The 13,660-nt window shown below is 52.7% G+C and carries 11 protein-coding genes; 5 read left to right on the top strand and 6 right to left on the bottom strand.

What is annotated here, in order from left to right; all coding sequences use genetic code 11:
• The first annotated feature begins 413 nt into the window (after positions 1-413).
• The 4 genes from NYE26_RS21095 to NYE26_RS21080 all read left to right on the top strand — a co-directional run bounded on the left by NYE26_RS21095 (position 414) and on the right by NYE26_RS21080 (position 5,810).
• Positions 414-1,772: a 2-hydroxycarboxylate transporter family protein gene (locus NYE26_RS21095; protein WP_036731526.1), complete on the top strand. Its 1,359-nt coding sequence runs from the start codon at positions 414-416 to the stop codon at positions 1,770-1,772.
• A 271-nt stretch (positions 1,773-2,043) separates the two neighbouring features.
• On the top strand, positions 2,044-3,228 hold the full coding sequence (locus NYE26_RS21090) for a malic enzyme-like NAD(P)-binding protein (protein WP_209871643.1): 1,185 nt from the start codon (positions 2,044-2,046) through the stop codon (positions 3,226-3,228).
• A gap of 175 nt (positions 3,229-3,403) precedes the next feature.
• Positions 3,404-4,468, top strand: coding sequence for a suppressor of fused domain protein (locus tag NYE26_RS21085; protein WP_339249872.1), 1,065 nt, complete (start codon positions 3,404-3,406; stop codon positions 4,466-4,468).
• Between the two features lie 205 nt (positions 4,469-4,673).
• Positions 4,674-5,810: an AI-2E family transporter gene (locus NYE26_RS21080; RefSeq protein WP_339249870.1), complete on the top strand. Its 1,137-nt coding sequence runs from the start codon at positions 4,674-4,676 to the stop codon at positions 5,808-5,810.
• A 496-nt stretch (positions 5,811-6,306) separates the two neighbouring features.
• Here the strand turns inward: NYE26_RS21080 and NYE26_RS21075 are convergent, their stop codons facing one another.
• From NYE26_RS21075 to NYE26_RS21060, 4 genes are all read right to left on the bottom strand, one after another.
• On the bottom strand, positions 6,307-7,050 hold the full coding sequence (locus tag NYE26_RS21075) for an amino acid ABC transporter ATP-binding protein (RefSeq protein ID WP_339249868.1): 744 nt from the start codon (positions 7,048-7,050) through the stop codon (positions 6,307-6,309).
• Positions 7,051-7,065: 15 nt separating this feature from the next.
• Positions 7,066-7,725 (bottom strand): amino acid ABC transporter permease, encoded by a 660-nt coding sequence (locus tag NYE26_RS21070; RefSeq protein ID WP_036731532.1) that lies wholly within the window; start codon positions 7,723-7,725, stop codon positions 7,066-7,068.
• 28 nt (positions 7,726-7,753) lie between these two features.
• The gene (locus NYE26_RS21065) at positions 7,754-8,530 is read right to left on the bottom strand and encodes an amino acid ABC transporter substrate-binding protein (protein ID WP_339249864.1); all 777 of its coding nucleotides are present in this window, start codon (positions 8,528-8,530) and stop codon (positions 7,754-7,756) included.
• A gap of 307 nt (positions 8,531-8,837) precedes the next feature.
• Positions 8,838-9,521, bottom strand: a complete 684-nt coding sequence (locus NYE26_RS21060) for a pectate lyase (RefSeq protein ID WP_036731535.1) — start codon at positions 9,519-9,521, stop codon at positions 8,838-8,840.
• 240 nt (positions 9,522-9,761) lie between these two features.
• On the opposite strand from NYE26_RS21060, the gene NYE26_RS21055 reads away from it, so the two are divergent.
• Complete coding sequence (locus NYE26_RS21055) at positions 9,762-10,442, top strand: GDSL-type esterase/lipase family protein (protein WP_339249862.1); 681 nt, start codon at positions 9,762-9,764, stop codon at positions 10,440-10,442.
• A gap of 69 nt (positions 10,443-10,511) precedes the next feature.
• On the opposite strand, the gene NYE26_RS21050 is transcribed toward NYE26_RS21055, so the two are convergent.
• Entirely contained in the window at positions 10,512-11,711 is a 1,200-nt protein-coding gene (locus tag NYE26_RS21050) for an MFS transporter (RefSeq protein ID WP_339257569.1), read from the bottom strand.
• A gap of 252 nt (positions 11,712-11,963) precedes the next feature.
• The gene (locus tag NYE26_RS21045) at positions 11,964-13,265 is read right to left on the bottom strand and encodes a collagen-like protein (protein ID WP_339249860.1); all 1,302 of its coding nucleotides are present in this window, start codon (positions 13,263-13,265) and stop codon (positions 11,964-11,966) included.
• Between the last annotated feature and the right edge of the window lie 395 nt (positions 13,266-13,660).

Genomic DNA, 13,660 nt, shown 5'->3' with positions numbered 1-13,660 from the left:
TAAATCCCTTTGAATTGGCCGAAAGTGGGCTGTAAGCGCAAATGAAGAGCACTAATGCACCTGAAGTAACCTGGCTCCGTCAAAAGCTCCTAATACTAACTAATGTTACCTGCCTCCCCCTGATACTACCTGTCTCTTTCTGACTTCACCTATTCCACCACTCGCCCTCCCCGGCGCCTATATCGACTAAGTAGACTGCTCTACCAATATTATTTACCAACAATGTCCTCTACCACTGCCCTTCACTAATCCTCTGTACCAATCCTCTATACCAATGCCAGCGCCCCCAGCCCCTCTCCTGATAGCGCTTACTTTAATAATTTACAAAACCCCTTTATTACTTTCATAAAAACAAAAGCGCTTTCAAAGCAGCTATGATGAATTTGTAAAAGAGTTAAGGAGGTAAGGTTAACATGCAAAAAGCAATTCAACCCCCACTTTCGGTACCGGAACAGCAGCCTGTTGTACTGAAGCAAGGAGAACAGGGTTTCGTCCAGAAGCTTCTGCATTTAAAAGTAGGCGTTATTCCGCTCCCATTGTATGTGGTATTTGCACTTATTATTTTTGCGGCTTCTGTGCTTGGTGAACTGCCAAACGACATGATCGGCGGCTTTGCAGTAATTATTGTACTGGGGGTGCTGCTCAGTGATCTGGGCTTCAAGCTTCCGATTCTCAAGAATATCGGCGGTCCTGCGATCCTCTCTCTAATGATTCCATCGTTCCTGGTGTTCTGGAATGTGCTTGATCCTTCGGTGCTTGAATCGGTCAACACGCTGATGAAGACCTCGAACTTCCTGTACCTGTACATCTCGATTCTGGTAGCCGGAAGTATTACCGGGATGAACCGGACCACGCTGATTAACGGCTTCATTCGCATCTTCATTCCGATGATGGCCGGAACCCTCGCCGCAGTGGCTGCGGGCCTGGGTGTAGGGATGCTGCTTGGTTATAGCGCACACCGGACACTATTCTACATTATCGTGCCTATTATCGGCGGCGGTGTCGGTGAAGGGATTCTCCCGTTGTCGATCGCGTTCTCGCAGATCCTCGGCGGGGAATCCGGCTCCTATGTGGCCCAGATGATTCCGGCAGCGGTGATCGGCAACGTGTTTGCGATTATTGGAGCGGGCCTGCTCAAGCGGATGGCTGACAAAAATCCGTCCATCACCGGGAACGGTGTCCTGGTGAAGTCGAAGGACGGCCAGAAGCTGGCGGGCAGCACGTATGACAGCGCGAAGCCGGACTTCCTGCTGATGGGCGCGGGCCTGCTGTTCGCCTGCGGATTGTTCATCACCGGACATCTGCTGTCGCCGTTTGTCGGCATTCCGGGTCCGATTCTGATGATCTTCGCAGCGGCATTACTGAAGATTTCCAAGCTGCTCCCGTCCAAAATCGAGCAGGGCGCTTATCAGCTCTACAAGCTGGTATCCGGTACTTTAACCTGGCCGCTGATGGTCGGCCTCGGGATGCTGTACATTCCGCTGAAGGATGTCGCCGCCCTGATCTCGCTTCCTTATATTATTGTCTGCGCTACTGTTATCGTGGCGATGACGATCACCGGCTATTTTACCGGCAAATGGGTCAATATGTACCCGGTTGAAGCGGCCATTGTTACCGGCTGCCGCGGCGGCCTTGGCGGAACAGGCGATGTAGCCATTCTGTCTGCCTCGGGACGCATGGAGCTGATGCCGTTCGCACAGATCTCCACCCGTATCGGCGGTGCGATTACAGTAGTTGTAGCCACGCTGCTCATCTCTGTATGGGGTGGCTGATCAAGGCGCTCAATCCGCAGAGGATGCGCCTGAATCACATGAAATCGTATCCAATCGTGTCTAAATCGTGGACAATTTTCAGGTGTCAGCTTTTATCTTGCCAATCCGATAATTATCGCGGAGAATGACTAAGGGAGTATATGAAATGCAGAGTTGACGGGCCTGCATACGGGTCTGGTACGGTTCCGGATGCAGGTATATCCGCTATATATAGTAAGATCTGAGAATAGATGCAAGCAAACGGTTAACCAGTTGAATGGAGGAGTTATTCATGGAACTATTAGAAGAAATTATGCTGCTGCATAAAGGCGGTAAGCTCGAAACTACCCTGAAGCATCCGATTCTGTGCAAAGACGACCTGTCCAAAGTCTACACGCCGGGTGTGGCGAAGGTCTGTCAGGCGATTGCCGACGATCAGTCCCAGGCCTATGAGCTAACCACGAAGAAGAATACCGTAGCTGTCGTATCTGATGGTACGGCTGTACTGGGGCTTGGCGATATCGGGCCGAAGGCGGCCATGCCGGTTATGGAGGGCAAAGCGGCGCTGTTCAAGCAGTTCGCAGACGTCGACGCCGTGCCGATATGCCTGGACACCAAGAATACCGAAGAGATTATTGCGATTGTAAAAGCGCTTGCCCCGACGTTCGGCGGCATTAACCTGGAGGACATCTCCTCTCCGCGCTGCTTCGAAATTGAAGCCAGACTAAGAGCCGAGCTGGACATTCCGGTCTTCCATGATGATCAGCATGGGACGGCGATTGTGGTTACTGCGGGACTACTGAACGCGCTTAAGGTATGCGGCAAGAATATCAAGGATGTCAAAATCGTAGTCAACGGCATAGGTGCAGCCGGCATCTCCGTCTCCAAAATGCTGCTGCATGCCGGAGCGGTCAACCTCATCGGCGTGGACCGGGAGGGCGCTATTAACCGGCTGGCGGATTATGAGCGCAGCCATTGGAGCGATTACGCCCAGATTACGAACCCATATCTTGAAACCGGAAGTCTGTCCGATGTGATCAAAGGCGCAGATGTCTTCATCGGAGTCTCTGCACCGGATGTGCTGAAGCTGGAAGATGTGCTGAACATGGCCACAGATCCGATTGTGTTCGCCATGGCGAACCCGATGCCGGAGATTGATCCCGCGATTGCCGCGCCGCATGTAAGAGTCATGGCGACCGGACGTTCCGACTATCCGAACCAGATTAACAATGTGCTGTGCTTCCCGGGCATATTCAGAGGGGCGCTGGATTGTGAAGCTACGGATATCAATGAAGATATGAAGCTGGCGGCAGCAGAGGCGATCTCCTCAGTGATTGACCCGTCTGAGCTGCATGAGAAATATATCATCCCAGACGCCTTCGATCCGCGTGTAGTAGAGAGAATCCGCATGGCTGTAGCTGAAGCGGCAGCTAAGAGCGGCGTAGCCCGCAAGGACCTGCTGGTCGGCATTAACTGATACCTATATTAATGAAGATACACCAAACGGCAAGCTCGTAAGATGAGCTTGCCGTTTTTTGCGGAATTTATATGGTTTGGGGTTTGTGATGATGGAATTGGGGTAATGAACGGGAGATTCTGGGCCGGATACGGGAATTCCGTCTGTACATAAATATGAACCGGGAGGGAACAAGATGAGTGAGCAAGAAGTGGAAGCTATCGGCTGGGATGCCATTGAAGATCAGATGAAGGGACTGTACGGGCAACAGGAGCCGAAGCATTACGCGGCAATGCTGCCGTATAGCCTGGGAGGCAATGACCCGCTGAACGGAATCAGCGCCTATGCAGCCGAGCAGCCTTATCCGCATTGGCATTTCGTAACCTTCGGCTTCTCCGAGCTGTTCGAGAAGGAGTCCGAAGATCCTGAGTACAGCGGATACGGCTTCGAGCTGACCTTCCGTCTGGCACGCAGTGCAGGCGAGCAGGAGCCTCCAGCCTGGGCGATCAATCTGCTGCAGAACATGGCCAGATATGTATTCTCCAGCGGAAATATCTTTGCTTCCGGCCATCACCTGGATGCCAATGGCCCGATTTGCCTGGGGGCGGATACTCGGCTGACGGCGCTGGCGTTCACCGATGACCCGGAGCTTCCGGCTGTAGATACGCCCAACGGCCGTGTGGAATTCCTGCAGATGGTAGGAATCACAGCGGATGAGCTGGAAACGATGATGTCCTGGAATACCAACGCCTTCCTGGAGGCCAGCCAGGAGGTGCTCCCTCTCTGCATCACCGATCTTTCCCGGGATTCGCTGCTCCGGCTACCTGTCATCCAGGAAGCGGTACGTCAGGGCATTGAGCGTGACGGATCACAGACGGGCATTCTGTATGTAGATGAACTGGATTATGAGCCGGGTACAAGCCGCCTGTTCAGTGCAGCACCTGCTGTCCTGACCATAGGAGCAAGGCAGGCACCGACTATAGCCAAGCTGCTGCGCGGCCGTCTGCTGAAGGGGAAGCCGCTGACACTGACCAGCAAGCAGCGGCAAGTGATGCTGGAGCGGAAGCCCGCTAACGGGACTGTGGTCAACGAGGATTTTGTCCGCATCGGCTTGACGGAAGAGGTGGTCCTGGAATTGGAAGAGAAGCTCCAGCCTAAGGAAGGGGAGCTCCTGCTGTCTGCCGCCAAGGAATTGAAGGTGCAGATCCGCAAGACCTACATCAAAGACCAGGAAGGTAATGTGGTCGAAACTATTGGCTAACCGCGCGGACGGCAGCTTTCTTTTCGGCAAATCATACCCGTCTATCTCAGAGCCGTTTCATGACGAAATTAAACATAGCCGTATTCCGGCCTGGAGACCAAATCTTTAGCTTATCTTTAGACTTGGTTTAGTCTGAATTAAGAAACCCCGGCTATATTTAAGTGAACAAGAAACGCTGTTCAAAATAACGGAACGGGAGCCCACTATGGCCAAATTGAATTTGTTTATCCGCGTGTGTATTGCCGTGCTGCTGGTGCTGGGCATTATCTATGTCGGCTCACTGGTAGACTTTATTTTTACCCCTGTTATCTCGTTGTTCAATGTTGTGATGGTGCCGTTAATGCTGGCCGTATTCTTCTATTATCTGCTTCGGCCCCTGATCGACTTCCTGTCCTCGCGCAAATTGAAGCGGACGCTGGCGATCCTGCTGGTCTATCTGGTCATTGCTGTTCTGCTGCTGGGCTTCACGGTAGGCGTCTGGCCATCGTTGCAAAGTCAGCTGCTGAACCTGGTCAACAATATGCCGGGTGTGCTGAGAGCAGTGGGGGAGCAGCTAAGTAAGCTGGAGAACACTGAGCTGCTGTCGGGACTGATTCCCGAGAATATGAACCTGTCCAGCCAATTGATGGGCTATTTGAATACAGGCTTCTCGCTGGCAACGGGCTATGTGTCCGGGCTGTTCTCCTTTGTCTCTAATTTTGCAGTTGTGCTGTTCACCTTCCCGATCCTGCTGTTCTACATGTTGAAGGAGGGTGGGAAGTTCGGCGATAAGCTCGTGAGCTTCTTCCCCAAACGGTATCATGAGGAAGGCGCGGGGGTGGTTGCCGAGATTGATAACGTGATGGGCAGCTTCATCGTCGGCAGAGTGCTGGTCAATCTGGCGCTCGGCGTGCTCATGTACATCGGGTTCCTGTTCATCGGCCTGCCGTATGCGCTGCTGCTGACGCTGGTGGCGGTGCTGATGAACTTTATCCCGTTTATCGGAGCCATTCTGTCTACCGTGCCAATCTTCATCATCGGTCTGATTGAGTCCCCGTCTACGGCGGTCTGGTCCATTGTGGTGGTACTCGTTGCGCAGCAGATTCAGGATAACCTCGTGGCCCCTTATATCTTCGGCAAAAGCATGGATATCCACCCGCTGACCACCATCATTCTCGTCCTGGCCGGCGGCGATTTCGGCGGAATCATCGGCATCCTGGTCATTATTCCGGTCTACATGATGCTCAAGATCATCATCGTCAAGCTCTATCAGCTCTTCCTCCGCAAACGCTGGGATGAGGAGGAGCCGGAGCCGGCAGCGCCGATGGGACCGGTAGAGCCGGAGCAGGTGCCGGAGGCATGAGGGATTGACAGGGCAGTGAACTGCCAGAAAAGGACCGGAACCGCCGTAGTGGCGTTCCGGTCCTTTGTTTGCAAAGATGAGATACAGTATGCTGGTGCTCGCGTGAAGACATGTGGTTCAGATGTAATCGAAAAACCGATCACATTGTGCTGGGTGAGGGCACGAGGAGCAATTGTAATCGAAAAACCGATCACATTGTGCTAGATGAGGGCACGCGGAGCAAATGTAATCGAAAAACCGATCACAATGTGCTGGGTGAGGGCACGCGGAGCAAATGTAATCGAAAAACCGATTACATTGTGCTGGGTGAGGGCGCACGGAGCAAATGTAATCGAAAAACCGATCACATTGTGCTGGGTGAGGGCGCACGGAGCAAATGTAATCGAAAAACCGATCACATAGTGCTGGGCGAGGGCACACGGAGCAAATGTAATCGAAAAACCGATCACATTGTGCTCGCGAGAAGACACGTGGGCGGATGTATGCGGAAGTAAGCCTACTCCCGCATCAAAAACGTCCGCGTCCGCTCCAGCTTCGGGCTGCCGAAGATCTCCTCCGGTGTGCCGGATTCGGCAATGTCCCCGTTGTCCATGAAGAACACGCGGTCGGCGACATCGCGGGCGAAGCTCATCTCATGGGTGACGATCATCATCGTCATGTTCTCCTCGGCGAGCTGGCGGATGACGCGCAGCACTTCGCCAGTTAATTCAGGATCAAGCGCCGAGGTCGGCTCGTCGAACAGGAGAATATCCGGGCTCAGCATCATCGCTCTGGCGATGGCAACCCGCTGCTTCTGCCCGCCGGATAGCGTGGAGGGATAGACGTCGGCTTTGTCGGCCAGGCCTACCTTCGAGAGAAGCTCACGGCTCTTGGCCGTAATCTGCTGCACACTCTCCCGCTTCAGGGTGCGCGGGGCAAGCTCCAGGTTGTCCTGCACACTGAGATGCGGAAAAAGATTAAAATGCTGAAACACCATCCCCATCCTTGAGGTGATGTCTCTAATTGCCGCCGTACTGGCGTAGCGTCCGTTCTCAACCAGCGTTTTGTCGCAGATTGAGATGCTGCCCCCGGTGACCTCCTCCAGATGCACGAGACTGCGCAGCATAGTGCTTTTGCCGGAGCCCGAGGGTCCGATCACCGCAACGACTTCGCCGGGCTTCACGTCAAAGCTAATCTGGTTCAGCACACTGAGGCTGCCGAAGTCTTTCTTCAATTGACGTACTTCAATCATGCTACTCATAGCGATACAGCCCTTCTACTCAAATTTGAAACGTTTCTCCAGCAGCTTGAAGAACAAGGTCAGCACCAGTGTCATCAGCAAATAAATGACGCCCGCTACGACAAAAGGAGTGACGGTAAAATCACGGTTCACCGCCGTCTTGGCGAAATTCAGCAGCTCAGGCACCGCCACGGCATACAGCAGAGCGGTATCCTTGACCAGCGTAATGGATTCATTGGCGACCGCAGGCAGCGCCACGCGGAACATCTGGGCGAGAATCACCTTGCGCAGCGTCTGCCACCGGCTTAAGCCCAGAACCTTGGCGGCCTCATGCTGGCCTTTATCGATCGAGAGCAGCCCGCCCCGGAAAATCTCGGCGAAATAAGCGCCGTAATTCAGAATAAAGCCCAGGCTGGCCGCTACAAAGCGGTCCATAACGAGATATTCCCCGATCACGGGAATCTGCGGCAGGCCGAAGCAGAAGAAGAACAATTGCAGCAAGAGCGGCGTTCCGCGCATGACGTAAATATAAGCGTGTGCGATCCAGGCCAGCGGCTTTAGCGTGCTTTTGGCCATCAGAGTGACCACCATCCCGAGCGGAATGGACAATACGATCACGATCAGGAACAGCAGCACCGTAGTCCGGGCGCCTTCCAGCATCGGTCCGGAAATTCTAATAATATAATCGATATCCATGGCTTAACCGGCTCCTAAACGATAGCATCTAGTTCAATACCTTATTCTCTCCGAACCACTTGGTTGAGATTTCAGCGGCTGTTCCGTCACTGTTCAGCTCGTCCAGCGCCTTCTGCAGCTCTGTCAGCAGTTCATCATTGCCCTTCTTGATTCCAATACCATATTGCTCAGGAGCCAGTGATTCTTCCATCAGCTTGTACGTATCCGGCTCCTTGGCTATGTAATATCTGGCGACAACCTCATCAATAACTACCCCATCCACACGGCCGGACTTGAGGTCTGTCAGAGCCAGGACATTGTCGGGGTATTCGGACACGTCCTTAAGCTCGGCTTTGACCGGACTGGCATCCAGGGCATCGGCGGCAGAGGAGAGGCTTTGCAATCCGACTTCTTTGCCGGCCAGATTCTTAAGCGCAGACAGCGATGAACCCGCCAGCACGACTACCACCTGGCTATTCTCCAGATAAGGCTTGGTGAACAGCACCTTCTCCTTGCGCTCGTCCGTGATGGTGTATCCGTTCCAGATCATATCGATGCGCCCGCTGTTGAGCTCAGACTCCTTGGCGGACCAGTCAATTGGCTGGAAGGTAACCTCCTTGCCCATCTTCTTGACAGCCGCTCGCGCATAGTCAATATCGAAGCCGACAAGCTCATTGTCGTCATCCCGGAAGCCCATCGGGGCGAACTTGTCGTCTATGCCGATCACCAGCATCCCGTCCTTGCCGCCTGAACCGGACCCTGAGCAGCCTGTAATTAGTACAATAGCCATGATGGTTAATAGAACCCATATTCCCTGTCTCTTCATCTCTCTAATCCCCCTAGTAGATTGCCTGCCGCATCGGTTGCTTTAGTTCGTTAATACGTTATCAGGCTATCATAATAGCATATCATGTGAGCTTATGTCGATAGAGTTCCTAGAGGCAGATGTGTCCAAAATAAATCTAATCCCGCCTCGCCGTGTATGCTTGTGTTCATGTGTGCTTATCCTCCGTATATACTGAAATCGCCTCCATCCCGGAAGAGCCGGAAATGAAGGCGGTTACTGTTAACGGCGGTATGTTGCGGGCATCAGACGGGTGTATTCACACGAGCTGCCCTGACTTTATTTTATCTCAATATTGCGTGTTGCCCGATTGGCTGGTCTTGCCCGAGGCAAAGCCCTTGAATAGGGTGGGCACATTGCGGTAGCGGGTATTGGTAATCCGGGCTGCGCTGCTGCTGCTGTCTGTGCGGAAGATGGAATCCTTGACGTTCGAAATGTCCGAGTTGTCCAGTGTGAAGTTCACCGTGTAGGAGGTGCCGCCGTTCTGGCGGGCCAGCTTGCCGATATCATCGGCTCTGAAATTCTTAATGTTGATGGTGCCCGCAGCATTCGCCTGAAACACTTTATCGTAGGCTTTGTACGCACCTCCGCCTGTAATATTGACGGTGCCGGAGGCCTTCAGGGTCAGGGCATCCTCGCCGACATCCTGCCAGGTTACGTTGGAGATGGTAGCATTCCCGTAACAGTGCACCCCGTCTGCGCCGGGAGCGCCGATAATTACATTTTTGAGTGTAGCATTCTTTTCCAGCCGGAAGATGGGCTTCTGGTTCTCTGCCTGGCTGCCGTCTCCGAGCGTGCTCGGATTGGCGACGAACGTCTGGCCATTGCCGTTATACGTCTCACCGGCCTTCACTACAATCGTCGAATTCACCACAATTGGCGATGCGGCTGATACCTCGGGGGGACTGGCAACATAGAACGAAGACAACAATGCAACCGACAGGAGCAAGCCAACTACCTTTTTCAAAAACATTCCGCCCTTCAACTGTAGAATTGAGGTCCGGCGTACCGGTACCTTGCGGGCAATCCAGCCAGATGTGCACCTCTGACTGCACCCGATATCTAACCTATTCAGAACACGTGTGCATAGAACATAAACCTTACATGGAGATCAATTTCCATATTTCCGACACAATTGGGCAAGGGTTGCAAGCTGAGAGATAAAGGATAACAATGGTAGAATAATAGAGCAATAGAAGTGGAGGAGAATAGAATGACCCAGGAAGAATTTGACGAGATGATGGAGATTCAGTGGCAGAGAGAGAAAGAAGAGAAGGTGAAGAAGTATAGCATTCTGAATACCTTGGCGCTAAAAGGGCAGACCGTGATGACCGGCTCGTCGCTAATGGAGTTTTTTCCGGTGAATGAATTACAGCAGACGCTGGAGAAGCTGACGGTGATTTATAACCGCGGGATTGCAGGCTATGTAACCCGGGAATTGCTTGAAGTGCTGGAGGTATGCGTGCTTGCGCTTGCGCCTTCGAAGCTGTTCATTAATATCGGCACCAACGACATCAGCTCAGCGGACGGGGAGTATAAGCTGGAGAAGCTGCTTGCGAATTACAATGAGATTCTGACCCGAATTAGAGAGAGGCTGCCGGAGTGCAAGGTGTATGTCATGGCGTATTATCCGGTGAATGCCAAGGCTGAATTCCCCGGAATGGATGAGGAGATGCGGGAGAACTACTTCAGAACGAGAACCAATGCGGCTCTATTGGAAGCGAACAGCGCGGTGGAACAATTAGCCGGGAAGCACGGGTATGAGTTCATCAATGTGAATGAGGGATTGATGGACGCCGAAGGGAATCTGAAGGAAGAGTATACGATGGACGGAGTTCATATGTATGCTAACGGGTATTCAGTGGTTCTTGATAATCTGAAAAAATACCTATAGCAGCCACACGCAGCAAGAGCAGCGGTCTTCCGGTAGCCGGAGAGGCGCTGCTCTTGCTGCTCACAACCCTCAGATCAATTCCCGCCGCCGCTTTAAATATACGTACAGCACGATGCCCGAGACGGAGCAGATGGCAGCGCACAGCCCGATGAACCCGTACCCCGCCTGGAGTCCGCGAAGCAGGCCGAGCTCTGTTGTGCTGCCGTACATTCTTTTGACGGTCTCAATGACCCAGCCGATAATATAATTGCCGATGACGCTGCCGAGGCCCATTAATGTTACTACAAAAGTAATCGCCGTATCGCTTCCGTTCGGGTAACGGCGGGCGATGAAGGCCATAACGGTAGGGTAGATAATCGCGATCCCCGCCCCGGACAGGGCGAACAGAAAGGCGAGACGCTCCCCGCCGGCCAAGGCGGCGAAGGTGCAGACCGCCGAGAAGCAGGAGAAGATAATCAGCGAGAGCACGAAGCCGATCCGGTCTGTCAGTGCACCCAGCAAGAGCCGTCCCAGGGAGAATAGCAGGAAGAAGGCTGACAGTAAGCCGGAAGCGCGGACGGTATCCCAGGCGTAGGCTTTTTCCAGAAAGTTAACCAGCCAGCCGCCCACAGCCAGCTCTGAGACCACGCCGAAGGACAGAATCATCACCATCATCCAGAGCGCGGGATCGCGCGTCAGGGTACGGAAGGAGGTGCGGTCCTCATTCGGCAGATCATCCCCGGGAAACGTGCTGCGCAGCGCCGACAGAATCGGCAGCAGGCAGAGCGATAGCATGACCAGATACATCCCCCGCCAGTCCAGCGTATGACCGAATACACTCAGCGACATCACCCCGGTTGCCAGCAGCGGCGCTACAGTTGAGCTTAGGCCATAGAAGAAGTGGGATAGGTTCATCATCATCCCCGTGTTTTTGACGAATATGCGTGCCCCCAGAATCGCCAGCCCGATCTCCAGCATCCCGTTCCCTATGTACATCAGAAAGTAAGAGGAAGCAAACAGCGGATAGCTGTGGGACAGGAAGATCAGCACGCCCGAGATCACCATCGAGGCGAACGAAATAACGGTGACTGCCTTGATGCCCCATTTGCGGACAAGAATAGCGGTGAAGGAGCAGGCGATCAGATAGCCAAGCGCATTAAGCGAGAGCAGGGTGCCGAGCTGACCCTCATTCAGATTGAAGGACAGCTGAATCCGCGGAATGGCGGGGCCTTTGATATTCTCGGAGATGCCGAAGACGACAAAGCCCAGGAAGATAGTGACAAGTTGCATGATATAAACGGTATTGCGTTTGCTTGCAGAGTTGCGGGACTGAGCTTTCAAGGTAAATTGCCTCCTGGAAGATTGCGTGTTGGAATACGTGTATTGTAGTTATTTTACGGTGAAAGGGCAAGGGTTACTTGTTCAATCTCCCTACATAAAGAAAGCCCGCACAGGCAGGGGATGATAACTTTCCTGCGGTGTACGAGCATTTGGAGGAATTGGACCGGTTGAACCGCCTTTGCTCATTTTTTAGCCCTACATTTAAGAGATTCTAAATATGCTTACATTACTGTAAGTGTCAGATTGTCCTGTGATTTGCAAGTTTAACCCCGTAATCCCTTGTGCCGTGACTGGGAAAATAAGCTCTGTGTTGGCCGTAGTTACATTTATCAGACCACTGGCCGCCAGGGCCAGGCCGCCAGAGCCTGTAGTTCCTCCAGCAGCTTTATACAGATAGGAGGGGAAGGGGGTAATTGCACCGTTCAAAGTAGGTATAACAGTTATAATATCGGCACTTGCAGAGGTATCACTAATAAACAATCGAATGTTGTAGGCAACAAAATAAATGCCTGTTTCTGGTATCACTATACTTTGGTTACCGCCGGTACCTCCAAGGGTAATCCCCTGAGCAAATACCGTATTGAACGGGATATTAACCGGGACGCCATTAGTTACTGCTGTGTTATTGACCGGAACAAATCGTCCATGAGTGGCCAATATATTCGGCCCTGTGATTCCAGTAGCCCCAGTGAGGCCAGTAGCGCCGGTAAGGCCGGTAGCCCCAGTGAGGCCAGTAGCGCCGGTAAGGCCGGTAGCGCCAGTGAATCCGGTAGCGCCGGTAAGGCCGGTAGCACCAGTGAATCCGGTGACTCCGTTGACTCCGGTCGGCCCTGTTGCCCCTTCTCCTGGACCAGTAGGTCCGGTGACTCCGGTCGGCCCTGTTGCCCCTTCTCCTGGACCAGTAGGTCCGGTGACTCCGGTTGGCCCCGTGGCCCCTCCCCCTGGACCGGTAGGTCCGGTCACTCCGGTTGGCCCCGTGGTCCCTCCCCCTGGACCGGTAGGTCCGGTCACTCCGGCTGGCCCCGTAGCCCCTCCCCCAGGCCCCGTAGGTCCGGTCACTCCGGCTGGCCCCGTAGCCCCTCCCCCTGGACCGGTAGGTCCGGTCACTCCGGTTGGCCCCGTGGTCCCTCCACCGTTATGTTCTCCAAGCAGTTCTTCAGATACTAAGCGGTGAGCGGTGACCAGTTGACCAGTACTACTCTTGCCCCACACCGAAATTTGAACGACATTGCTCAACTCAGTCACACTATCAGATGTAACAAATATAAATTCAAAACCATTAAAATCAGCATAATAATTCTTCGTAATGACTTGATTTGCTGCAAGCTGGACAACTTCGCTAACGTACAAGACCCTTGTTCCCGCATTCAGATAATACCCCTGAATAGATACAGAGAACGCCGAGCTCACGCTGCGATTATCGATTTTAACGGTAACCTGCTGAGTAGGCCTCACTCCGCTAACCGGGTTATTTTCGATCGGTCCTGTTGATAAAAAGGCCATTGCTTGATCACTTCCTGTCCGTATAATTGAATTTCGTTCCATCAGCAGCACACTTAATGATTAATATAGTAATATTCAGGCTTACTGGTTTGGTGTGGACTTAGAGGTTGAGTCCGGTATAACAGGGCAGATGATAATAGAAAGAGACATTTCCAGGAGTGGTTCAAGCTTCTGGATCTGTCTCTTTCTATTAAATATTATCCTAAATATAGATATCCAGTAACAATGAAAACCTTACGAGTTGTCCAGTATAACAAATAGAGATTAATCTAAATAAAGGGTTGATGGACAGTGTTCACATGTATGGAAAGGGATGTTAACCTCCTTAAATTTTAATAAATCCATAATGTTCTCAATAGTACTGTGATGAGCCCTATAGGAACCTATCTACGGTA

Origin of the sequence: Paenibacillus sp. FSL P2-0136 (genome assembly GCF_037975325.1) — a bacterium.
Taxonomy (GTDB): Bacteria; Bacillota; Bacilli; order Paenibacillales; family Paenibacillaceae; genus Paenibacillus_AQ; species Paenibacillus_AQ silagei.
This window is presented reverse-complemented; position numbering and strand designations above follow the sequence as displayed.

Excerpts from the sequence above, each read along its gene's own strand:
- NYE26_RS21095 (WP_036731526.1), top strand. The coding sequence starts at position 414 with ATGCAAAAAGCAATTCAACCCCCACTTTCGGTACCGGAACAGCAGCCT.
- NYE26_RS21090 (WP_209871643.1), top strand. The coding sequence starts at position 2,044 with ATGGAACTATTAGAAGAAATTATGCTGCTGCATAAAGGCGGTAAGCTC.
- NYE26_RS21085 (WP_339249872.1), top strand. The coding sequence starts at position 3,404 with ATGAGTGAGCAAGAAGTGGAAGCTATCGGCTGGGATGCCATTGAAGAT.
- NYE26_RS21080 (WP_339249870.1), top strand. The coding sequence starts at position 4,674 with ATGGCCAAATTGAATTTGTTTATCCGCGTGTGTATTGCCGTGCTGCTG.
- NYE26_RS21075 (WP_339249868.1), bottom strand. The coding sequence starts at position 7,050 with ATGAGTAGCATGATTGAAGTACGTCAATTGAAGAAAGACTTCGGCAGC.
- NYE26_RS21070 (WP_036731532.1), bottom strand. The coding sequence starts at position 7,725 with ATGGATATCGATTATATTATTAGAATTTCCGGACCGATGCTGGAAGGC.
- NYE26_RS21065 (WP_339249864.1), bottom strand. The coding sequence starts at position 8,530 with ATGAAGAGACAGGGAATATGGGTTCTATTAACCATCATGGCTATTGTA.
- NYE26_RS21060 (WP_036731535.1), bottom strand. The coding sequence starts at position 9,521 with ATGTTTTTGAAAAAGGTAGTTGGCTTGCTCCTGTCGGTTGCATTGTTG.
- NYE26_RS21055 (WP_339249862.1), top strand. The coding sequence starts at position 9,762 with ATGACCCAGGAAGAATTTGACGAGATGATGGAGATTCAGTGGCAGAGA.
- NYE26_RS21050 (WP_339257569.1), bottom strand. The coding sequence starts at position 11,711 with ATGCAACTTGTCACTATCTTCCTGGGCTTTGTCGTCTTCGGCATCTCC.
- NYE26_RS21045 (WP_339249860.1), bottom strand. The coding sequence starts at position 13,265 with ATGGCCTTTTTATCAACAGGACCGATCGAAAATAACCCGGTTAGCGGA.